This is a genomic window from Streptomyces sparsogenes subsp. cuspidosporus (assembly GCF_039532705.1).
In the GTDB taxonomy this organism is placed as follows: domain Bacteria; phylum Actinomycetota; class Actinomycetes; order Streptomycetales; family Streptomycetaceae; genus Streptomyces; species Streptomyces sparsogenes.
Genome location: NZ_BAAASD010000028.1, coordinates 76,869 through 97,115 on the forward strand (window position 1 = coordinate 76,869; position 20,247 = coordinate 97,115).

Here is a 20,247-nt window from a genome sequence, read left to right on the forward strand (position 1 = left end):
GAGTGAACGCATGGTGAGTTGGGCGCCGATATCCCCGGAAGCCGATATTCCGATGCGGGCACAAACAAAAACCGGGGCCCCGGGTGCGGAGGGCACCCGGGGCCCCGGCTCACGCGCGGGCCCGTGGCCCCGCCCCGCTCGGGACGGGAACGTGCTCAGGTCAGGGTGGGTGTCCAGGCGGGGACCCGCCCGGCTGGCGCCGGCTGCCCGCTCGGTCAGAGGGAGGCCCCCGCTCGGGCCGGCGCGGGCGCGGCGCTCGAGTCGGAGACCCGCCGAGGGGTCAGGGGCCCGCTCCTGGCCAGGGGCCCGCTCAGGTCGGGCCGGCCGCCGCGCACCGGTCGGCGCGGGCTCGGCGCTCAGGTCAGCGCGGGCTCGGCGCTCCGGTCACGGTCCCGCTCAGGTCAGCGCGGGCGCGCCCGCCGACAGGGCGCCGTCGAGCAGTGTCGAGTCGCCCATCTCGCTCAGCACCAGCGCCAGCGCGCCCAGCACCTCGGCCCGGCCGCCCAGCGCTCCCGGCATCACCGACAGCCGGCGGGCCGCGCTCGGGATGGCGTACCGCGCCACCGACTCCCGGATCGGGCCGAGCACCAGCTCCCCCGCCTCGGCGAGATGGCCGCCCAGCACCACCCGGCTCGGGTTGATCAGGTTGCACAGGTTGGCCACGCCGCTGCCGATGTGCCGCCCCACGTCCGCGATCACCCGGCGGCAGCCGGGGTCGCCGTCCCGGGCCAGCTGCACCATGCGCTCCACGGTCAGGTCGGCGCCGTGGCTGGAGTACAGCAGCGGCAGCACGTACCGGGCCGCGGTGAACGTCTCCAGGCAGCCGCGGTTGCCGCAGCGGCACACCGGGCCGGACTCGTCCAGCGTGATGTGGCCGATCTCCCCGGCCGTGCCGCCGGGCCCGCGGTAGATCTGCCCGCTGATCACCAGGCCCGCGCCGACACCGTCGGCGACCTTGATGTACGCGAGGTCGGCGACCCCGCGCCCGGCCCCCCACACCAGCTCGCCGAGCGCGCCGAGGTTGGCGTCGTTGTCCACGTGCACCGGCACGCCCAGGCGCTCGGCCAGGTCGTCGCGCGGGTTGGTGCCCGCCCACCCCGGCAGGATCGCGGTCGAACCGAGCGTGCCGGTCTCGACGTCGATCGGGGCCGGCACGCCCAGGCCGACGCCCACCACCTTCTCCTGGCTGATGCCGGTCGCCGCGATCAGCCTGCTGACCAGGTGCTCGGCCCGGTCCAGGCCCTGCGAGGCGGAGGCGTCCACATCCAGCGGCTCGGACTCCTCGGCCAGCACCTGGTGGGCGAGGTTGCCGATGGCCACGCGCAGATGCGTGTGCCCGAAGTCCACCCCCACCACGATGCCCGCGTCCCCGCTCAGCGAGACGCTGCGCGCCCGGCGGCCGCCCGCGGAGGTCGGGGTGACCTCGACCGTGCCGCCGTCCTTGAGCTCACGGACGATGTTGGAGACGGTGGCCGCGGACAGCCCGGTGGTCCGGGCGATCTCCGCCTGGGTGAGCGAACCCGCCATACGCACCGCGCGTACCACCCGCTCGAGGTTGGCCCGGTGCAGCGACGACTGCGATCCCGGAGTCTCCACGCCCATCCACTCCTGCCTCCGCGGGCGGCACGACCGCCGCTCCGCCGGCCGGGCCGCAGCAGTGAGGCCCGGCTTGTCTCCAACATGTGAACTCTAAGCTGAGCCGCCTCGGTTGTCCCACGTCAAGTCCTTGACGGACCTTGACGGAGTCCGGTCGACTCCTTGATCGGATAAGTGCGCGCGAGGACGGCCCGTGGGCGATCACCGGTGAAACCCGGCGAGGCCCGCCGCCGCGCCGCGGTCCGCGCTCCGCCGTTCCGGTACGACATGAGGCTTCCCGTGGCCCGCACGCACAATCTCACGATCTCGATATCGCGCCAGCGTACGACGGGCGCGGCCGCGAAGTGCGGGGTGTCCAGCACCTGGGCTGCGGGCCCCGTCACACGCGCACCCGAGCCCCTGAAGAACAAGCCCCTGAAGACCGAGCCCTCAGCGGAACGCCCCCCCTGAAGACCGAGCCCTCAGAGAAGAAGGGGTACGAAGGTGGCGAGGTGCAGCCGCCCCAGCCCTCGGTCACGGTCCGCGACCACCAGCCGCTCGGCGCCCTCCTCCGCCGCGCCCCGCAGCGCGGCGGACAGCGCCCGCCACACCCCGGCGCAGCCGTGCCCCGGCGTGGCATGGCGCACCGTCGCTCCGGTCGCCTCCAGGGCCCCCGCCAGGTCGCACAGCCCTTCGCCCAGGACGTACGCGGTGCGTGGGCCGGGCGCGCGGTCGGGGGCCGGGGCGGAGGGTGGAGCCGGGGGTGGAGCGGGGGCCGCGGTCAGCGGCGGCAGGCAGTCCGCCGCCCCGGCCCGCTCCTCCGCCACCGCCCGAAGCGCCCAGTCGCCCGTCCCGCCGAGGGTCAGCACCGCCCCGGCCGCCGGGTCGAGCACGAACAGCGCGGCGTCGTCCAGGCCGCCGCCCCGGTGGATGCGGTCGAGGATCCTGAGTCCGCTGAACGGGGCGCCGACCCCCTGGTCGGCGAGGGAGAAGGCGCGCGGGTCGCCGGGGCAGGCGTCGGCGAGATAGCCGGCCACCAGGCCGGCGGGGGTCGCGTCGTACGCCTCGTGGGCCACCACCAGGTAGTCCAGCGGGCGGGGCGGCGACGCCCCCGGCGCCGGCCGCCCGTCCTGCCCGGGCGGGCCGGCCAGCAGCTCGCCGCCCATCTCCACGAAGGAGCGCCCGCCGGGCCGCGCGGGGAAGTCCAGCCCCCAGGTCCCGGCCAGGCGCAGCCCCGCCGCTGTCGCGTCCGCCATCCTCAGGCCATCCTCAGCGCTCGGCCGGGAGAGAGCGCATGAGGAAGTCGACCAGCGAGCCGACGGTCTCGAAGACGTCCGGCTCGATGGCGTCCGTGTCGACGACCACCCCCGCGTTGTCCTCCAGGTCGATCATCAGCTCGACGATGCTGGTGGAGTCGAGCCCCAGGTCCTCGAAGAGCCGCTTGTCCTCCTCCACCGGAGTGTCGGAGTACGGCACCATCGCCGCCACCGACCTGCCGATCGCCTCGACCATCTGCGCGCGGTCCATCCCGGGCCTCCCCTTGCTCACTGAACGAACTGGTGGTGTCGCTGCTTGCGCAGCAGGTCATCGGCGGTGTCCCGGTCGCGGACCAGCAGCGGCCGGCCCTCGTGGACCAGCACCTCGGCCGGGAATCCATGGCTGAGGAAGTGGCCGGGTGAGGCGCTCGGACCGTAGGCGCCCGACCGCAGCACGGCCAGGACGTCGCCCGGCGCGAGGCCGGGCAGCGGCACGGCGCGGGCGAGGGTGTCGTCCGGGGTGCACAGCGGGCCGGTGATGTGCCAGCGGCGCTCGGGCCCCGCGCCGCCGCCCGCGACCGCCGCGACGGGGAAGTTGCGGCGGGCGTAGGAGCCGACCCCGACCGCCGCCATGTGGTGGTGGGTGCCGCCGTCGGTGACGGCGAACGGGGTGCCGCGGGATTCCTTCACATACTGAACCCGCACCAGGTAGGCCCCGGCGCGGGCGGTGAGGAAGCGTCCGGACTCCAGCAGCAGCCGGGTGCCCGGACGGCGGCGCGTGAAGTCGCCCACGACGGGGGCGAGGCCCGCGCGCAGCGCGCCGAGGTCCAGGTCCCGCTCGCCGTCGAAGTACGCGACGCCGAGTCCGCCGCCGACGTCGACCGCCTCCAACTCGATGCCGGTGGCCGCCGCGACGCGTTCGGCGAGCGCGAGCACCTGGGCGGTGTTCTCCACGACCGCCGCCGCGTCGAGGATCCGGGTGCCGAGGTAGACGTGGACGCCCATCGGCACGGCGTGCATCAGCGCGCTCAACCGGTCTTTGCCGGAGAGCAGTTGTTCCTCGTCGATGCCGAACTGCCGGGGCTTGCCGCCCATGGCCAGCCGGGAGCCGGCCGCGGCGAAGGAGGGGTTGACGCGCAGCATCACCCGCTGGCGCAGCCCGGCCTGGCGCGCGGTGGCCTCGATGAGCTCGAGTTCCTGCCAGGACTCACACACGATGGCGTACACCCGGCCCTGGACGCAGGCGCGGATGTCGTCGGCGTTCTTGCCGGGGCCGAGGAAGATGATGTCCTCGGGGCGGGCGCCGGCCGTGCGGGCGGTGCGCAGCTCGACGAGCGAGGAGACCTCGGCGCGGGCGCCGTGGGCGAACAGCAGGGAGCAGACGCTGCTGTTGGGGTTGGCCTTCAGGGAGTAGAAGATCTCCACGGGGTGCGGCAGCGCGTCCGCGAGGGACCGGACCGCGCCCGCCAGCAGGTCGCCGTCGTAGACGTACAGCGGAGTGCCGTAGCGGTCCGCGAGGTCCGCGGCCCGGATGCCCTGGACGGCCTCAAAGCTCTCCATCGCTCCCTCTCTCGCTCCCCGGATCGCCGACCGGACCGCCGCCCGGACCGCCGACCGGCCCACCGAGCGGACCGCCGTCCCGCGCGCTGTCCCGTTCCAGGACCGCCGCGCCGAAGGTGGCGCCGAGGCCGACGGCGGCCAGCACATACCGGTCGCCGGGCGCGAGCCGCCCGGAGGCGCGCAGCGAGGCGAGGTTGAGGTACGGGTCGGCGCAGTTGGCGTGGCCCAGGCGCGGCAGGTTGTCGAGGAAGACCTGGGAGTAGGGCAGGCCCAGCTCCTTGGCCACGCCTTTCCAGGACAGGCGGTTGACGTTGTGCGGGACGATCCACCGTATGCCGTCGAGCCCGGTCCCCGCCTCCTCCAGCGCCTCCCCGATCACGGCGGCCAGGGCGGGCGCGTAGAGCCGGGTGTACTCGCGCTCCCGGTCGGGGTCCGCGCCGCCGAAGCCGCGGTAGAACCTGCCGTACGTGCGGAAGGCGGAGCCGAGCAGCCGGTCCCCGGGCACCCCGGGTCCGACCAGGCACGCGGCGGCGGCGTCGGCGACGACCGCGACGCCGGGGATGGTGGCCTGCTCGGGTCGGGCCACCCGGTCGCCGGTGAGCACCAGCGCGCTCCCGCCCTCGTCGGACAGCGTCTGCCCGGCCAGGAAGAGCGCGAACAGCCCGGCGGCGCAGTTCATCTGGCCGACGGAGAAGGCGGGGGCGTGGTCGAGGCCGAGCGCGGTGCGGACGCCGTCGAGCAGCCGGGGCCCGGCCGGGTCGGCCTCCTCGTGGGTGTGCGCGTACAGCACGTGGCGCACCGCGCGCGGGTCGGTGCCGCGCAGGGCCTCGCGGCCCGCGGCGGTGAGCATGTCGGCGAGCGAGTGGCCGGTGCTTCTGGGGATGTCGCGGAAGCCGAGGTAGTCGCGGTAGAAGCGGGCCTTGGCGTCGGGGAGGCCGGCGGCCGCGGTGGCCTCGGCGACCGTGAGCGCGGTGGGCGGGACGAAGGTGCCGACGGGCCCCAGGCGCATCGGGGTCACCCGGCCCCGCCCGCGGGCACGGCGCCCGAGCGGGCGTAGTCCTGGGCCAGCCGGAGCCGTTGGATGTCGCCGGTGCCCTCCATGAGTTCCAGCGCGGCGGCGTCGCGGGTCCACTTCTCCAGCAGCGGGTGGTCCAGCAGCGCGCCGCGCCCGAGGAGGGCGGGCAGCCGGTGGGTGACGTCCCGGACCAGCCGGATCGCCTCCAGCTTGCACAGGGCGGAGGCGTCGCCGCGGGCCCCGTCCGCCTCGACGAGGAGCGCGGTGCGGTGGACGAGGCGGGCGGCGGCCGCGAGGCGCAGCGAAACCGTCTCCAGCGCCCGCCGCTCGGCCGGGGTCGGGGTCCCGCGCTCGGCGCTCACGTAGTCGTACACGGCGCCGGCGAGGCCGACGGCGGTCGCGGCGATCTGCACCCGCGCCCCGTAGAAGGCGGTGACCGCGCCCCACATGCCCCGGCGGGTGGCGGGCAGATGGGCGCCGAGCAGGCGGTCCCGGGCGACCGGCACCGCGTCGAAGGTCATTTCGCTGATGCGGGCGCCCCGCAGCCCGATCATGTCGAGCGGCTCGCCGTGGGCGCCGGGCGCCGGGAGGTCCAGGACGACGGCGCGCACGCCCAGGGGCGAGGTGCCGGTCTGGGCGAACACGACGCCGACGCCGGCGCGCGAGCCGTTCCCGACGTATTTCTTGGCGCCGCTCAGCAGCCAGTCGCCGGTGCGGTCGGCGGGGTCCGCGGGGGTCAGGGTGGTCTGCATGCGGGTGGCGTCGCTGCCCGCCTGGGGCTCGGTGATGGCACAGAACGCCCAGGTGGCGCCGTCGGCGACGCGCTCGTAGAAGGCGGCCTGTTGGCGTTCGTCGCCCATGGTGCGGACGACGACCCCGGCGAGGGCGGGGGCGGGCCCGGCGAACATGGCGCCCGCGTCGCCACGCGCCAGCTCCATGGAACAGATCATCTGGCCGAGGAAGTCCTGCGGCAGGTCCCGCACCGCGGCCCGGGCCCGCGCGTCCTGGAACCGCTTCGGGATGCCCATGGAGCGGAAGAGGCGGAAGGCGGGGTTGTCCAGGTGGTCGTCCATGCGGGCCGGGTCGGCGTCGATGGCGAGGGCGGCCTCCCGCAGGGCGGGGGCGAGTGCGCGGGCGTGGTCGCGCAGGCGCTCGTGCGCGGCGTCCAGGGCCGGGTCCGTCACGACCGTCCCTCTCCGGGGTCTCGCGGCGACGGCGCCCACAGGCTGCCGACGTACGCCGAGACGTACAGCGAGCGCACGGGGTGGTCGGCCAGATAGCCGGCGCCGCCGAACAGGTTCGTCAGGGCCGCGTCGGCCTCATCGAGGCGCCGGTGCAGCTCGTGGGCGGCGTGCGGATCGGCGCCCGAGGTGGTCAGCAGCAGTTCGCAGGCCCGGACGGCGGCGACGCAGTCGGCGACCTTGGCGCGTACCAACTGCCGCTCGAGCAGCGGCCGGTCGCCGGAGCGCCGCCCGGCCACATGGGCCACCGCGCGCTCCAGCAGCGCCTCGGCGAGCCCGGCGCGCAGCGCGGCGAACAGCGTCCCGGCCAGGTCGAGCCGGTCCTGGGCGCTCCGGGGGCCGGGCCCCGGCGGGGCGCTCCCGGGGTCGGGCCCCGGCCCGGCGGTGTCGTCGGGGACGACCCGCAGCACCTCAAGCCCCTCGCGCTCGGCCAGTTCATGGCGCGGGCCGGGCCGTACGGTGGCCCGCTCGGCGGGCACCACGCGCCCGGCGAGCAGCCAGCCGCGCAGGTCGGGGGCCGTGCGGCCGGGAAGGACGCACAGGCCCCCGTCGGAGCAGGGAGCGGTGAAGTCCAGATGCCGCACGGCACGCGCCAGAGCCGCCGAGAGGCCGCTCTCGCGGGCGGTGCGCAGGACGTCCAGGGCGGCGGGGAGGGAATCCGCTCCGGGGGCCGTTACGGGGTCCGCCAGGGGTTCCGCCGCAGCGTCTGCCACGGGGGGCGTTTCGGAGGTCGTTTCGGGATCTTTGGCGGGCAATTCCGCAGCTTTTGCCGCCATATCCCCCAGCCCCATATACCCCAGCCCCCGTGATGGTCAATCGTGCGGCAAGACCCTAGGAGCAGCCAAGATCCGCGTCAAGACCTTGACACCCGATGGCGTATCCACTTCGATCCGGACCATGCGAAAGTCCTCCGCGGAGCAGAGCGTTCTAGCGGCACTGCGACAGGTTTTGGGACGCGGCGAGCTGTCCGGTGTCGACTCCGGCACCCTGCTCTTCGAGGACCTCGGTCTGGATTCCACCTCGGTTATCGAGCTGCTCATGCTCATCGAGACCGAGACCGGCGCCGAATTCGATACGGAAAGCCTGGAACTGGAGCATTTCGCCAGCGTCGGAACGCTCACGGAGTTCGTGAGTTCGCATGGCTAGCGGCGGCGGACCGGACGCCCGGCACGGACTGCACCGCCACTTCCTGAACTCGGCGCGCACCCACCCGGACCGGCCCGCGCTGCGGGTCGGGGACCGCGGCTGGACCTACGCGGAGGTGCACCGGACCGCGCTGTCCTGGGCCTCGGCCCTGGTGGAGGCGGCCGGGGGCAGGCCGACCGCGGTCGGCGTGCTGGCCGAGCGGGGCGAGGTGGCGTACGTCGGCGTCCTGGCCGCGATGTACGCGGGGGCCGCGGCGATGCCGCTGAATGTGGAATTCCCCGCGGCGCGCACCGATGCCATGCTGCGGGTCGCCCGCCCGGCCGTGGTCCTCGCGGACGACCGGGGGGCGGGGATCCTCGCCGAGCTGGCCGATCATCCCCCCGTGGTGCGGGCCGAGACGTTGAAAACACTCGGCGCCAATACCCGAGAACCCGCCGAAGGCGGCGAAAGCACCCCGGGTGAAAGCACCGCGGGTGGAAATCGCCCGGCGGAAAATCCGGGCGGGGCCGTGCCGTTCGAGCCGTGGCGCGTGGAACCGGACGACCGCGCGTACATCATGTTCACCTCCGGCTCCACCGGACGCCCGAAAGGCGTGCCCATCTCGCACCGGAATGCCGAGCACTTTCTGCGGTGTGTGCGGGAGCTCTACGACTTCGGGCCGCGGGACGTCTTCTCCCAGACCGTCGACATCACCTTCGACCCCCTGATCTTCGATCTGTTCGCCGCCTGGAGCGCGGGGGCGTGCGTCGCACGCGTCCCCGGCTTCGGCTACGCCGATCTCCCCGCGCTGGTGAACGAGCTCGGCATCACGGTCTGGTTCTCCGCCCCCAGCGCGATCTCCGTCGTCCGCAGGACGCGGCGGCTCACCGACGGGGCCATGCCCGGTCTGCGCTGGAGCTTCTTCGCCGGCGAGGCGCTGATGGAGCACGACGCGGCCGACTGGCAGCGGGCCGCCCCCGGGTCCACCGTGGTGAACCTGTACGGGCCCACGGAAGTCACCATGAACTGCACCGTCCACGCCTGGCGCGCCACGGACGTCCTTCCCCCCGAGGCGCACGGCGCCGTGCCCATGGGCCGGCTCCACCCCGGGATGCGCGCCATGCTCCTCGACGCGGACGGCGCCCGCCACCCGGAGCGGGGCGAACTGTGCGTCGCCGGGCCGCAGGTGTTCGCGGGCTATCTCGACCCGGCGGACGACGCCGGGCGCTTCCTCGACCTCGACGGCGAGCGCTGGTACCGCACCGGCGACCTGGTCACCACGGCCCCCGACGGCACCCTGCTGTACTCGGGCCGGCTCGACCACCAGGTGCAGATCCGGGGCGTGCGGGTGGAGATCCCCGAGGTGGAGTGGGCGCTGCGGCGCTGCCCGGGCGTGGACGAGGCGGTGGTGGTGGCGGTGCCCGCGGGCAACACCCATGCCCTGCACGCCTTTTACACCGGGACCGCCACCGAGCGGGGGCCGGTCGTCGAAGCGCTCGGCACCCTGCTCCCCCGGGCCGCGATCCCGCGCGTCCTGAAGCGGGTGGCCCGCTTCCCGCTGAACGCCCACGGCAAGACCGACCGCAAGGCGCTGGCCGAACAGGCCACGCGGGAGGCCGGCCAGCGGGACACCCGGCAGCGGGAGACCGGGCAGCAGGAGGCCGGCCAGCGGGAGACCGGGCGGGAAGCGGAGCGGCATGCCCGCCGCTGACCTCGGCTCCGCGTCGCCGTCCGTCCTGCACGAGCTGCTCGACGCGGCGGCCCGCCGCCACCCTTCCCGCCCGGCCCTCACCCACGCCGGGCGGACCTGGGACTACGCCCGGCTGCGCGCGGCCTCCCTGCGCGCCGCCGCGTGGCTGCGCGAGCGGGGCGCCGGGCGTGGCGACCGGGTGCTGCTGGCCCTGCCGCCCGGACTCGCCACCGCCGCCCTGGTGTACGGCTGTTCGCGGGTCGGGGCCGCCTTCTGCGTGCTGCACGAGCAGGTCCACGGCCCGGCCCTGGCCCATGTCCGCGAGGACAGCGAGGCCGTCCTCCTGGTCACCGCGGGCGACGGCCCGCCGCCCCTGGACGCCCCCCTGAACGCCCTGGACGCACCCCTGGACGCTTTGGACGTTCTGGAAGAAGAAGCGCCCGAGGCCGGGGCCGACCCCGGGGAGGAGCGTGCCCGGGGCGCGGGCCCGCTGTCCGTGGACCCGGTCTGCCTGATCTACACCTCCGGCTCCACCGGTCCGCCCAAGGCCGTGGTGTCCACCCACGCGCAACTGCTGTTCGCCGCCCGGGCGATCCACGGCGAGCTGGCGTACACGCGCGACGACGTCGTCTACTGCGCGCTTCCGCTGTCCTTCGACTACGGCCTCTACCAGCTCTTCCTCAGCGCCCTGGCGGGCGCCCACCTGTGGCTCGGCAGCGCCTCGGACGTGGGCCCGGTCCTGGTGAAGAACCTGCGCCGCTCGGGCGCCACGGTGCTGCCCGTCGTCCCCTCGCTCGCGCAGGGCCTGGCCCGTATGCTGCCGCGCTACGGCACCGACGGCATACGGCTGCGGCTGCTCACCAACACCGGCTCGGCGATGCCCCCGGGGGTGCTCGCCGAGCTGCGGGCCGCGCTGCCCCGGATGCGGGTGCAGCTGATGTTCGGCCTGACGGAGTGCAAGCGGGTGGCCGTCATGCCGCCCGACGAGGACCTGCGCAGGCCCGGGGCGTGCGGCCGGGCGCTGCCCGGCACGGAGGTCTTCGTGGTGGACGACCGGGGGCGGCGGGTGGGCCCCGGCACCGTCGGGGAGATCGTGGTGCGCGGCCCGCATGTGATGGCGGGTTACTGGCGGCGCCCGGAGCAGACCGCGGAGCGGTTCCCGCGCGCCGAGGGCCTCTTCCCCGAGCTGCGCACCGGCGACTACGGCCATCTGGACGAGGACGGCTATCTGTACTTCTCCGGGCGCCGCGACGATCTGTACAAGCAGCGGGGGTTCCGGGTGAGCGCGGAGGAGGTGGAGACCGCGGCCCGCCGGGTGCCCGGGGTGCGCGGCGCCGCCGTGCTGCCGCCGGCGGGGGACGGCGAGGAGGCGGTGCTGTGCGTGGCGGGCTCCTCGCTGCGCCCCGGTGAGGTGCTGGCCGCGCTCAAGCGGGAGATCGAGCCGTACAAGATCCCCGCCCGCTGCCTGGTAATCCCGGAGCTGCCGCTGACCGGGCACGGCAAGACGGACCGCAAGGCGCTCAGGGCGATCGCCGCAGAATCCTGACGGAGGTCTTCACGGGCCCACCGTCGCCCGCCAGGAAGCACAGGTCCTCGTGGGGGCCGCAGATCTTCCACACCGTCCCCGCGACCGACCGGTGCGGCGGCCACCGCTCCCCGTCGAGCAGCCCGTATCCGGCCATGGTGACGAGGTAGTACGGGTCGGCGGGCAGCCAGCGGTCACCGCGGCGCACCTCGAGCCAGGCGTGCGGCAGGGGGAACGCTCCTGCCAGCAGCAGCCCGGTGGCCGGCCGTACGGCCGCCCCGGCGTCCTCCGCGACGCGCACCAGATAGGTGGTGCCGGCGCGGCAGTCGGCCAGCCGGGTCTCCGCCACGAACCCGGCGTCGCCCCGCAGCCCGTCGGGCACGAGGTAGTACTCCAGCCGTGCCGCCTCCGGCAGCACCGGCCCCAGCTCCCGCGCGCAGTCGGCCGCTTCCCCGTCCGCGTCCCCGTCCGCGTCCGCGTCCGGCGCGTTCTCGCCGGCGGACACCTGGAGGTCCGCCTCGAAGACATCGGGCCCCATCCGCCGCAGCGTGCCGGCCACCACGGCGGAGGCGAGCTGCGGCGAGGGCTCCAGCACCCCGGGCGCCCGTCCCTGGAACCGCGTCCGGTAGGTGGCGTCACGGACCTCCGCCGCGTTGAAGGGCTGGGCCGACAGCCGCACCTGCAGCCAGGCGGGGGACGGGATGCGCAGGCCGAGGCCGAGGTTCTTCAGGTCGAGGTCGTCGAAGCGGCGGTCCGCCCCGCCGCCCTCGTGCGCGAGGCCCAGGTCCAGCGCCTCGCCCAGCAGCGCCTCGTCGATCCGGTGCACCCGCGCCGCGGTGTCGGCGCTCACCGTGAACCGCCGCCAGCGGTGCGGGATCCGCCCGGCCCGCTCCAGCACGTCCTTGACCGCCTGTTCGCGGCTCATCGCTCACCTCGCAGGATGTCGCGCAGCGAGGACGCGTCGCGGCGCATCAGCGGGTCGGCTATCTCCACGGCCTCGTAGTTCCCGTCCTTCTCGACCACGTGCACGATCACCCGGGCCGTGTGGTCGCACGCGGCCACCTCGGCGCCGGAGGCGAAGGAGAGCACCCAGCCCAGGTCCGGGTCGCGGCACGCCCGCGTCAGGGGGCGTTCGTGCCCGGCGGCGAAGGCCCGTACGGGTTCGGGCAGCGGGCCGCTCACCGGGGCGAGGGCGCCGAGCGCGGCGAGGCCCGTGCGCTGCAGCAGGGCCACCTTCGCGGCCCGCCGGTGGAGCGGGTCCTCGCTGTCCTGGAGGAAGCGCTTCAGCACCTCGGTCTCCGCCTCGTTCCGGACGAAGCCGCCCGCGTAGCTGGAGGCCCGCACCCGGTAGACGTACGACGGCTCGGCCGGCTTGCTGACCCGCGCCCCCGCCGCGACCAGCCGCAGCCACAGGTCCCACTCCTCGCCGTACGCCACCTGGCGGTAGCCGCCGACCCGCTCGTACAGCTCGCGCGCGAACAGCGAGCCGACCACGACGTAGTTCTGCGCCAGCAGTTGGATCAGCTGGTCGCCCGGGAGCGGCAGCCCGCCCTTGGAGTACGTGGCGGGGCGGAACGGGCCCTGGCCGGTCCAGGTCAGCGGGCGCGGGCTGATCAGGCCGGGCGAGGCCGCGTACGTCTCGCTCATCGCGGCCACGTGGTGCGGCAGGACGAGGTCGTCGCCGTCCAGTTGGAGCACCAGGTCCGTCTCCAGCGCCTCGATGGCGGCCCGCCGCGCACCCCACACCCCCAGGCGCCCGGGGCCGCGGTTGCGCAGCAGGGTCAGCGGGAGGATGGCGCGCCAGCGCTCGACCAGCCGCACGGTGTCGTCGTCCGAGTGGTCGTCGACGACCACCACCTGGTCGGCGGGTGTGGTCTGCATGGCCAGGGAGCCGAGCGCCTGGTCGATGAACGCCGCGGAGTTCATCGCGGCGATCACCACCCCGACCGTCTCACCGGACATGGACCGGCAGCCGCTCGTCGGTGTCCCGCGGGTCCTGCGGGTCCTGCTGGTCCCGCGGGTGCTGTCGCTCGTCGGCGGCGGTCACCACCAGTTCCTCCATCCGGAAGAACAGTTCACGCAGGTCCGGCCGGGGCAGATACCGGGTGTCGGCGGCTATGCCGAGCACCCGCTCGCCGCGCGGGGAGGTGCGTACGTCGCAGTAGAGCTTGACCGAGGGCAGCCGGAACGGCTCGGCCCAGCGGAATGACGTCGCCACCGTGCCGGGGCCGGGCGCCGGGCGGCCGTCGCCGTCGCCGTCTTCCCGGGGCGGGGCGAGGGCGCCGAGGTCGTTGTGCAGCACCGACAGGTCCATCTGCTCGCCGCGCTCCCGGCCGACCTTCGCCACCAGCCGCTCCAGGCGGGCGGGGTCGTACTGGGCGCGGGCGTACCCGCGCAGCTTGGCGAGGTGGGCGGCGCGGACGCTGTCGTCGAACGAGGGGCCGCCGACGTCGAAGCACAGCAGCACGTCGGAGGCGAGCGGGGCCACCATGGCCTGCCGCTCGGCGCCGATCCGGTTCGCGAAGATGGTCTTGAGCACGCAGCGGGTCAGGCCCGCGCGGCGCGCGAGCAGGGTGCCGAGGGCCGCGAGGTAGACGGTCTCCTCACCGGCCCGGCAGCGCGCGGCCACCTCCCGCGCCGCCGCCTCCAGCCGCCCCGACCTGAACTCGCCGTGGGCCCACTCCGGCGGCCTCCCGGGAGCCCTGAGCGTCTCTCCGGGATCGGCGAGCGCCCTTCCGCCGTCGGGCAGCGCCCTTCCGGGGTCGGCGGCGGTGGGAAACATGGTCCGCGGCGCGCGCAGCAGCAGCGAGCGCTGGTACGCGGCGGCGCGGCGGTCCGCCGTGCGCCCGGCCGCCGACCGCTCGGCCACGGCGAGGTCGGCGGGCTGCGGCACGGGCCCGGCGGGTACGGCGGCGGCGTCGGCGAGCAGGGCCCTCGCCTGGCGTACGACGAGGCCGGCCGCCCAGCCGTCCACGGCCACGTGCGACAGGTAGAGCGCGAGGTGGCGCGGCCCGCCGGGCCCGGTCAGCACCGCGGCGCGCACGCCCCACTCCCGGGACAGGTCGAAGTCCGTGGCGGCGAGGGCGTCCAGGGCCGCGGCCGGGTCGTCGCCGTGGAGGACCCGGACCGCGAGCCGTCCCTCCCCCGCCACCTCCTGGTACGGGGCGGAGTCGGCGGTGCCGTCCCGGTAGAGGGTGCGCAGGCTCTCGTGGACGGTGACCAGCGCCCGTACCGCGTCGATCACGTCCGGCAGCGCGCGGCCCTCGGGCACCGGCAGCGACAGCCGCTGGTTGTAGTCGTAGTGGGCCCGGTCGGCCCGGCTCTGCAGCGCGCGGTAGATGACCTGCTGGCCCCAGGTGAGCGGGGCGCGCACGGCGCGCAGCCCACGGAACTCGATGACGACCTCTTCGCCCGCGCCGGTCAACGCTGCCTCAGCACGAAGTCCGCGATCCGGCCGACGGTCGAGAGGTTCTCCGGGGAGACCTCACCGTCGGGCACGTCGATCCCGTAGTTCCCCTGGAGCCAGACCAGCAGCTCCAGCATGGCCATCGAGTCGAAGTCGGGGATCTCCAGCAGGTTGGTGCCGGGGCCGGGCGGGGCCTCGGCCAGCGCGGGCACCACCACGGTGATCTGCCGGGCGATCTCCTCGACCAGGCTCTCGCGGTCCATCACGCGCTTCCTTCCTTCTCTCGCTCGGCCGCCGGCTCGGCTGCCGACTCGGTCGGCGGCCCGGCCACCGGCCCGGGTGCGGTCCGCGCTCCCGCCCGGCTCTGGGCGTGTGGGGAGAGGACCTTGCCGGTCGCCGAGCGGGGCAGTTCGGCGAGCACCTCGACCCGCCGGGGGATCTTGTGCTCCGCCAGCCGCTCCCGGCACCAGCCGATGAGCGCGTCGGCCGTGACCGGGCCGGGGGCCGCGACCCGGGCCACCGGCACCTGGCCCCGGCCGCCGTCCTCCGCCGCGAAGACCTGCGCCTCGGTGACGGCGGGGTGTTCGGCGAGCACCCGCTCCACCTCGACCGGATTGACCTTCTTCCCCCCGACGTTGACCATCCGGGCCAGCCGGCCGACCAGCCTGACCGAGCCGTCGGGGGCCAGCGTCGCCAGGTCCCCGGTGCGCAGCAGGTCCCCGTGCAGGGACAGCGGGCGCAGCCCGTCGGCATGGGCGTAGCCGTCGGCCAGCGAGTCGGTGGCCAGCAGGAGTTCGCCCGCGCCGTCCTCCTCGCCGACGTCAAGCAGGCTCGCCACGATGCCGGGCAGCGGCCGGCCGACATCCCCCGGGCGGTCGTGCGCCGGGTCGACCCGCTTGATGGTGATCGCGCCGGTCTCGGAGGAGCCGTAGTTGTTGAGCAGCGCGAAGCCGTGCGCCTTGGTGACCGCCTCCGCGGCGCCGGCGGGGATCGGCGCCCCGGCGGACACCGCGCGCTCCAGGCCGTCGAAGCGGGAGGCGGTGTCGGCCGCCATGAGCCGGTAGTGGAAGGGCAGGGCGATCAGGACCCGGGCCCCGGCGTCCCGGACGGCGGCCGCGAGCTGGGAGGGCACCAGGCGCGATCCGCACAGCGTCACCGGCGCCCCGCTGAGCAGCGGGGCGAGCATGCCCAGGGTGTATCCGTACGCGTGGACGACCGGCGCCGCGCACACCACAGGGGTGGTGGGGCCGTATTCGAGGAAGGCGGCGCACCGCAGCGCGTCCGCGAGCTGGGCGCGGGCCGACCGCACGGCGCCCGCGGGCTCGCCCGTCGAGCCGGAGGTGAGGAAGATGCCCGAGCGCGGGGAGCCGAAGGCGGGCCCTTCCGCCGCGCTCCCTCCCCCGCCCTCGCCGCCGCTGACGGAGACGACCACCGAGAGCCCGTCACGCTCCCATGTGGGCTTGGCGTCGGGGCCGGGGTCGGAGCCCGGGCCGGGGCCGGGGTCTGAGAGCAGCAGATGCGGCCCGAAGGCGGCGCCGATGCGGGCGTACTCCGCCTCGGTCTGGCCGGAGTCCAGGTGCACCAGCGGCACTTCGAGCAGATCGCAGGCCAGCGTCGCGACGAGCGTCAGCACGGGCCTGCTCGTACGGGCGGCCACCAGCCGCAGCGGCCCCCGCTCGCGAAGGCGCCCGGCCAGGTCCTCGGCCGCCCCCAGCAGCCCGTCCCAGCTCCAGGTCCGGCCGGTCTGCTCCCTGACGGCGACGCGGCGCGGATCGGCGATCCGGCCCGCGGTCTCCTCGCACAGCCCCGTGGACACCGCGGCTCCTCCCCGTTGTACGCCTCGTCGCGCCGGCCGCTTTCCGCTCGTGCGGCACCGCGGCTCCGCGGCGCGGCCAGGAATTCCGCCGCCGGGCGCGCAATTCCGTCGTCGGGGAATTGCGCGCCCGGAAACGGCGACGTGTCACCCGGGATCTCGCCGGGAAACTACCGGCACCTTACAGTCGCTCAGCGCGGGGGTGAGAGGGATCTGCGGCAACATCATCCGCGGATCGGGAATCGCCGGGAGACAAGCCGCCCCTCTTCGGACCGAAAGGGCCGAAGAGGGGCGGGGCTTACGAAACGGCTTGCGAAACGGCTTACGGCGCCGGTTACAGCGCAGGCAGGTCGCGGGTTACTTGAGCGCCCCCGCGGTCAGACCCGCCTGCACCTGGCGCTGGAAGACGATGTAGACGCCGAGCACCGGCAGCATCGCCAGGACCAGACCCGCGAACAGCGCGGACCAGTCGCCCTTGTACTGCTGGCTGGCCGCGAGCTGCACCAGCCCCTGCGTCAGCACCCGCTTGTCCTCATCCGTGGTGAGCACGGTGGGCAGCATGTACTGGTTCCACTGCCCGAGGAAGTTGAAGATGCCGACGCTGATCAGGCCCGGCTTCGCCATCGGCAGCATCACCTGGAAGAAGGTCCGGGTCTGCGAGGCCCCGTCGAGCATCGCCGCTTCCGCCACCGACGTGGGCAGCGTCTTGAAGAAGGACGTGAGGAAGAAGACGGTGAACGGCAGCGAATAGGCGATATAGACCAGAATCAGCCCGTGGAACGTGTTGAGCAGGCTCATGTTCCGCATGACGAAGAACAGCGGCACCAGCGCCAGGATGACCGGGAAGCTCATTCCGCCCACGAACAGGAAGTAGACGAAGCGCTTGCCGGGGAATTCGAAGCGGGCCAGGACGTAGGCCGCCATCGACCCCAGCAGCATCGTCCCGACCAGCGAGCACCCCACCACCAGGACGGTGTTGAGGAAGAAGTCGCCGATGTTCGACTTGCTCCAGGCCCGCGACCAGTTGTCGAAGTGCAGGCTGGACGGCAGGCCCCAGGGAGAGGTGAAGATCTCCTTGTCGGTCTTGAGCGAGCTCATCACCGCCCACAGCAGCGGCAGGGTGACCAGCAGTCCCCAGAGCACCAGCATGCCGTGCGAGAAGACGTTGAGGACCTTCCCCTCGCTGCTGATCCGGCCCTCGGGGGTGAAGCGCGGCGGGCGCTGCCCCTTGGCCGGGGGCGCCGCGCCGGGCGCCTCCTCCGTCTTCGTGGCGCCCGGGAGCTCCGAGGGCTGTGCTTGCGCGGTCACTGTGCTACCCCCAGGTCGGCGGAGATACGGCGGTTCCGGTGTGCGGTGGTGGGCCCCGTCATCAGTACTCCAGCCGCTCGCGCCGGCCGAGCCTGCCCACGATGACCGCGAAGATCAGGGTCACGATCAGCATCGCGACACCGATGGCCGTCGCGCGCCCGGCCTGCCCGTCACGGAACGTCTTGGTGTAGACCATGTAGCCCAGCACCTGAGTGGCATCCGCGGGTCCGCCGGGCCCCACGGTCATGATCTGCACGACGGCGAAGGCGTCCAGGGCGAGGATGCCCATGTAGATCCAGCCGGTCTGGACGGTGTCCCACAGCAGCGGCAGGGTGATCCTGAAGAAGGTCGTGATGCGGTTGGCGCCGTCCAGCAGCGCCGCCTCGTAGAAGTCCTTGGGAATGGCGCTCATTCCGGCGGAGAAGAGGACGACGTAGAAGCCGACGTTGCACCACACCATGACCACCATGAGGCACCACAGCGCGAGCTTGGGATCGGCGAGCCACTCCTGCTGAAGCGAATCCAGCCCGATTCCCCCGAGGAACGCGTTGAGCGCGCCGTTCCGCGGATTGTACGTGAACTGGAACAGCAGGGCGACGATCGCGATCGAGAGCACCTGCGGGAAGAAGTACACCACCTTGTAGATGCTCGACCCGCGCACCCCCGAGACGGCCGCGTTCTTCTTGCTGCGGCCGCCCACATTGAGCATGAAGGCGAAGAACAGCCCGAGCCCGAGCGTCACCAGCGGCACGACCAGCAGCAGGAGCACATTGTGCCCGACCGCTTTCCAGAAGAGGTCGTCGTGCAGGAGCCAGTCGTAGTTCTTGAACCCGACCATCTTGAAGTCGGAGCTCAGTCCGGTCCAGTCCGTGAAGGAGTAATAAATGGACTGGATGAACGGCGACACCACGAAGATCGCATAAATGACGACCGGCAGGGCAAGGAATCCCACAGGGAATCCGTACTGCCGGTACGCGCGCTCGAACTTCTGCCGCTTGGACAGCTTGACGCGCGGTGACCTGGCGCCCGGGTGCTTCCCACCCGGGACCTTCGCGACCACCGCCGTAGCCGACTGGTGCTTACCGTGCTGCATCTCTACCGACCTCGGTCTTCCCCTGCGGAAAACAGCCGCTGGTGACGCTCGGACCTCATCAGGCGTGCTTGTACTTCTTCACGGCGTCGTCCTTGGCCGTGTCGTCGGCGAACTTCTGGATCTTCTTGATCGCCTCGGCCGGGGTCATCCGGCCCGCCATCATCTCGCCCAGCGCGCCGACGCCGATCTGCTGCTTCTGCAGCGCCACGTACCAGTCCTGGAGACGCGGGTTGACGACGTTCTTGCCGGCCTTCTCCAGCGCCGCCTGAGCGGACGCCAGGCCCGGCGGCAGGGACAGCCCGTCGGTGCCGCCGTTGAGCGAGGTGAGCGAGGAGACCTGCTTGACGAAGTTCTTGGTGGACTTCTCGCCGAGCATGATGCGCAGCAGTTCCATGCCGCCCTCGGGGTTCTTCGCCGACTTGGGCACGATGAAGGGCTCCCCGCCGGAGGCCCAGATGGTGCCGAACGGCATCTTGTCGCCGCTGTCCAGGCTGGACGGCGCGCCGACGGACATCTGGAAGTCGTCCGGGGTGGTCTTCTTCGCCTCGTTCTCGACCCAGGAGCCGTTCGGGATGAACAGCGCCTTGCCCTGGTTCCAGGCGGTCTGCGACTCGATGTGGGTCAGGCCGGCGCTGCCCTTGAGGACGTAGCCCTTCTTGTACAGCTCGTAGTACGCCTCGAAGGCGGCCTTGACGGCCGGGTGCTTCCAGGCGTTCGGCTCCAGGTTGTCGATCGCGATCAGCGTCTCGGGGCCGCCGATCTTCGCGATGAAGGGGTAGAGGCTGAACGGCAGGTAGTACGGGTACTTGCCCGGGTACGTCCAGCCGGCGATGCCCTTCTTCTTCGCCTTCTCGCAGAGCTTGAGCATGTCGTCCCACGTCTCGGGGTACTCGGCGTCAAGCTTCTGGAGGTTGGTCTTGGAGTACCACACGCCGTACACGGTGTAGGCGTAGTACAGGATCCAGACCGACTTGCCGTCGAACTGGCCCATCTCCACGACACCGGGGCGCAGCGTGTCGCGCACCTTCTTGTTCGGGTCGTCCACCGAGGGGGCGTCCAGCAGCGGCGTCAGGTCGGTCAGCTGGTTCTTCGCGACCAGGGTGCCGAAGTCCATCTGCTCGGCGCCGGAGTTGTCGATCAGGTCCGGCGGGGTGCCGCCGTTGAACCGCGGCTGCAGGACCGTCTGGATCTTCTGGGTGGCGGAGTGCTTGATCTTGCCCTTGGTCTTCGGGAAAGCCTTCGCGTACTCGGCCTCGGCGTCCTTGGCGTACTTCTGGCCGAAACCACCGTCGAAAATGACGACGTCGAGCCCGGCGCTCTCATTGACGGCAAGCGGGTTCTTGGCGCTCTTCTCGCCCTTGTCGACCTTGTTTCCGTCGTCGTCACCGCCGCTCGCGCAGGCGGTCAGCGTGCTGATGGACGGCACGGCTACCAGTCCGAGCGCCGCGGACCGCTTGATCAGGTCGCGACGGCCGAAATCTGGGGTGGATCCCATGCTCAAGTCCTCGCCTTCGTCAGGACTCAGGCGGTGTAGCGGTTTCCCGTACATACTCGCCTCCGGCGAGGGGCCCGACACCGCGGGTCAGTTGAAGCGTGAATCGGAGTATTGCTGAGTGTGCGCCGGGGAGCACGGAGGCCCG

Annotated in this window: 18 protein-coding genes; 3 read left to right on the forward strand and 15 right to left on the reverse strand. The window is 73.3% G+C overall.

Annotation, left to right across the window (positions count from 1 at the left end):
• Window positions 1–396: 396 nt before the first annotated feature.
• The 7 genes from ABFY07_RS27730 to ABFY07_RS27760 all read right to left on the reverse strand — a co-directional run bounded on the left by ABFY07_RS27730 (window position 397) and on the right by ABFY07_RS27760 (window position 7,360).
• Complete coding sequence (locus ABFY07_RS27730) at window positions 397–1,596, reverse strand: ROK family transcriptional regulator (protein ID WP_065965528.1); 1,200 nt, start codon at window positions 1,594–1,596, stop codon at window positions 397–399.
• A 461-nt stretch (window positions 1,597–2,057) separates the two neighbouring features.
• Window positions 2,058–2,831: a hypothetical protein gene (locus tag ABFY07_RS27735; RefSeq protein ID WP_346177094.1), complete on the reverse strand. Its 774-nt coding sequence runs from the start codon at window positions 2,829–2,831 to the stop codon at window positions 2,058–2,060.
• 13 nt (window positions 2,832–2,844) lie between these two features.
• Window positions 2,845–3,102 carry an acyl carrier protein gene (locus ABFY07_RS27740; RefSeq protein WP_346177095.1) on the reverse strand — a complete coding sequence of 86 codons (258 nt, stop codon included), beginning with the start codon at window positions 3,100–3,102 and terminating at the stop codon, window positions 2,845–2,847.
• 17 nt (window positions 3,103–3,119) lie between these two features.
• Window positions 3,120–4,391, reverse strand: a complete 1,272-nt coding sequence (locus tag ABFY07_RS27745; RefSeq protein WP_346177096.1) for a type III PLP-dependent enzyme — start codon at window positions 4,389–4,391, stop codon at window positions 3,120–3,122.
• A complete protein-coding gene (locus ABFY07_RS27750) occupies window positions 4,378–5,400 on the reverse strand; it encodes a 3-oxoacyl-[acyl-carrier-protein] synthase III C-terminal domain-containing protein (protein ID WP_346177097.1) in 1,023 nt (340 codons plus the stop codon). Before ABFY07_RS27750 ends, ABFY07_RS27745 begins: the two co-directional genes overlap by 14 nt.
• 5 nt (window positions 5,401–5,405) lie before the next feature.
• Window positions 5,406–6,590: an acyl-CoA dehydrogenase family protein gene (locus ABFY07_RS27755; protein ID WP_346177098.1), complete on the reverse strand. Its 1,185-nt coding sequence runs from the start codon at window positions 6,588–6,590 to the stop codon at window positions 5,406–5,408.
• A complete protein-coding gene (locus tag ABFY07_RS27760) occupies window positions 6,587–7,360 on the reverse strand; it encodes an acyl-CoA dehydrogenase family protein (protein WP_346177099.1) in 774 nt (257 codons plus the stop codon). The genes ABFY07_RS27755 and ABFY07_RS27760 overlap by 4 nt, the downstream gene beginning before the upstream one ends.
• Before the next feature lie 184 nt (window positions 7,361–7,544).
• Between ABFY07_RS27760 and ABFY07_RS27765 the strand changes: the two genes are divergently transcribed.
• From ABFY07_RS27765 to ABFY07_RS27775, 3 genes are read left to right on the forward strand one after another with little or no spacing between them, the layout of a single operon-like run.
• The gene (locus tag ABFY07_RS27765; RefSeq protein ID WP_065965515.1) at window positions 7,545–7,793 is read left to right on the forward strand and encodes an acyl carrier protein; all 249 of its coding nucleotides are present in this window, start codon (window positions 7,545–7,547) and stop codon (window positions 7,791–7,793) included.
• Window positions 7,786–9,483: an AMP-binding protein gene (locus ABFY07_RS27770; RefSeq protein WP_346177100.1), complete on the forward strand. Its 1,698-nt coding sequence runs from the start codon at window positions 7,786–7,788 to the stop codon at window positions 9,481–9,483. The genes ABFY07_RS27765 and ABFY07_RS27770 overlap by 8 nt, the downstream gene beginning before the upstream one ends.
• Complete coding sequence (locus tag ABFY07_RS27775) at window positions 9,470–11,008, forward strand: class I adenylate-forming enzyme family protein (protein WP_346177101.1); 1,539 nt, start codon at window positions 9,470–9,472, stop codon at window positions 11,006–11,008. The genes ABFY07_RS27770 and ABFY07_RS27775 overlap by 14 nt, the downstream gene beginning before the upstream one ends.
• Here the strand turns inward: ABFY07_RS27775 and ABFY07_RS27780 are convergent.
• The 8 genes from ABFY07_RS27780 to ngcE all read right to left on the reverse strand — a co-directional run bounded on the left by ABFY07_RS27780 (window position 10,983) and on the right by ngcE (window position 20,102).
• On the reverse strand, window positions 10,983–11,912 hold the full coding sequence (locus ABFY07_RS27780) for a hypothetical protein (protein ID WP_346177102.1): 930 nt from the start codon (window positions 11,910–11,912) through the stop codon (window positions 10,983–10,985). The two genes, ABFY07_RS27775 and ABFY07_RS27780, sit on opposite strands and share 26 nt — an antisense overlap.
• Window positions 11,909–12,949: a glycosyltransferase gene (locus tag ABFY07_RS27785; RefSeq protein WP_346177103.1), complete on the reverse strand. Its 1,041-nt coding sequence runs from the start codon at window positions 12,947–12,949 to the stop codon at window positions 11,909–11,911. The genes ABFY07_RS27780 and ABFY07_RS27785 overlap by 4 nt, the downstream gene beginning before the upstream one ends.
• On the reverse strand, window positions 12,939–14,411 hold the full coding sequence (locus ABFY07_RS27790) for a condensation domain-containing protein (protein ID WP_346177104.1): 1,473 nt from the start codon (window positions 14,409–14,411) through the stop codon (window positions 12,939–12,941). The genes ABFY07_RS27785 and ABFY07_RS27790 overlap by 11 nt, the downstream gene beginning before the upstream one ends.
• Window positions 14,408–14,656: an acyl carrier protein gene (locus tag ABFY07_RS27795; protein ID WP_065965509.1), complete on the reverse strand. Its 249-nt coding sequence runs from the start codon at window positions 14,654–14,656 to the stop codon at window positions 14,408–14,410. Before ABFY07_RS27795 ends, ABFY07_RS27790 begins: the two co-directional genes overlap by 4 nt.
• Window positions 14,656–16,209 (reverse strand): class I adenylate-forming enzyme family protein, encoded by a 1,554-nt coding sequence (locus tag ABFY07_RS27800; protein ID WP_346177105.1) that lies wholly within the window; start codon window positions 16,207–16,209, stop codon window positions 14,656–14,658. Before ABFY07_RS27800 ends, ABFY07_RS27795 begins: the two co-directional genes overlap by 1 nt.
• Before the next feature lie 354 nt (window positions 16,210–16,563).
• Window positions 16,564–17,514, reverse strand: coding sequence for a carbohydrate ABC transporter permease (locus ABFY07_RS27805; protein ID WP_346177106.1), 951 nt, complete (start codon window positions 17,512–17,514; stop codon window positions 16,564–16,566).
• 61 nt (window positions 17,515–17,575) lie between these two features.
• Complete coding sequence (locus ABFY07_RS27810; RefSeq protein ID WP_346177107.1) at window positions 17,576–18,607, reverse strand: carbohydrate ABC transporter permease; 1,032 nt, start codon at window positions 18,605–18,607, stop codon at window positions 17,576–17,578.
• Window positions 18,608–18,665: 58 nt separating this feature from the next.
• A complete protein-coding gene (gene ngcE / locus ABFY07_RS27815; protein WP_346177108.1) occupies window positions 18,666–20,102 on the reverse strand; it encodes an N-acetylglucosamine/diacetylchitobiose ABC transporter substrate-binding protein in 1,437 nt (478 codons plus the stop codon).
• Window positions 20,103–20,247 lie beyond the last annotated feature (145 nt).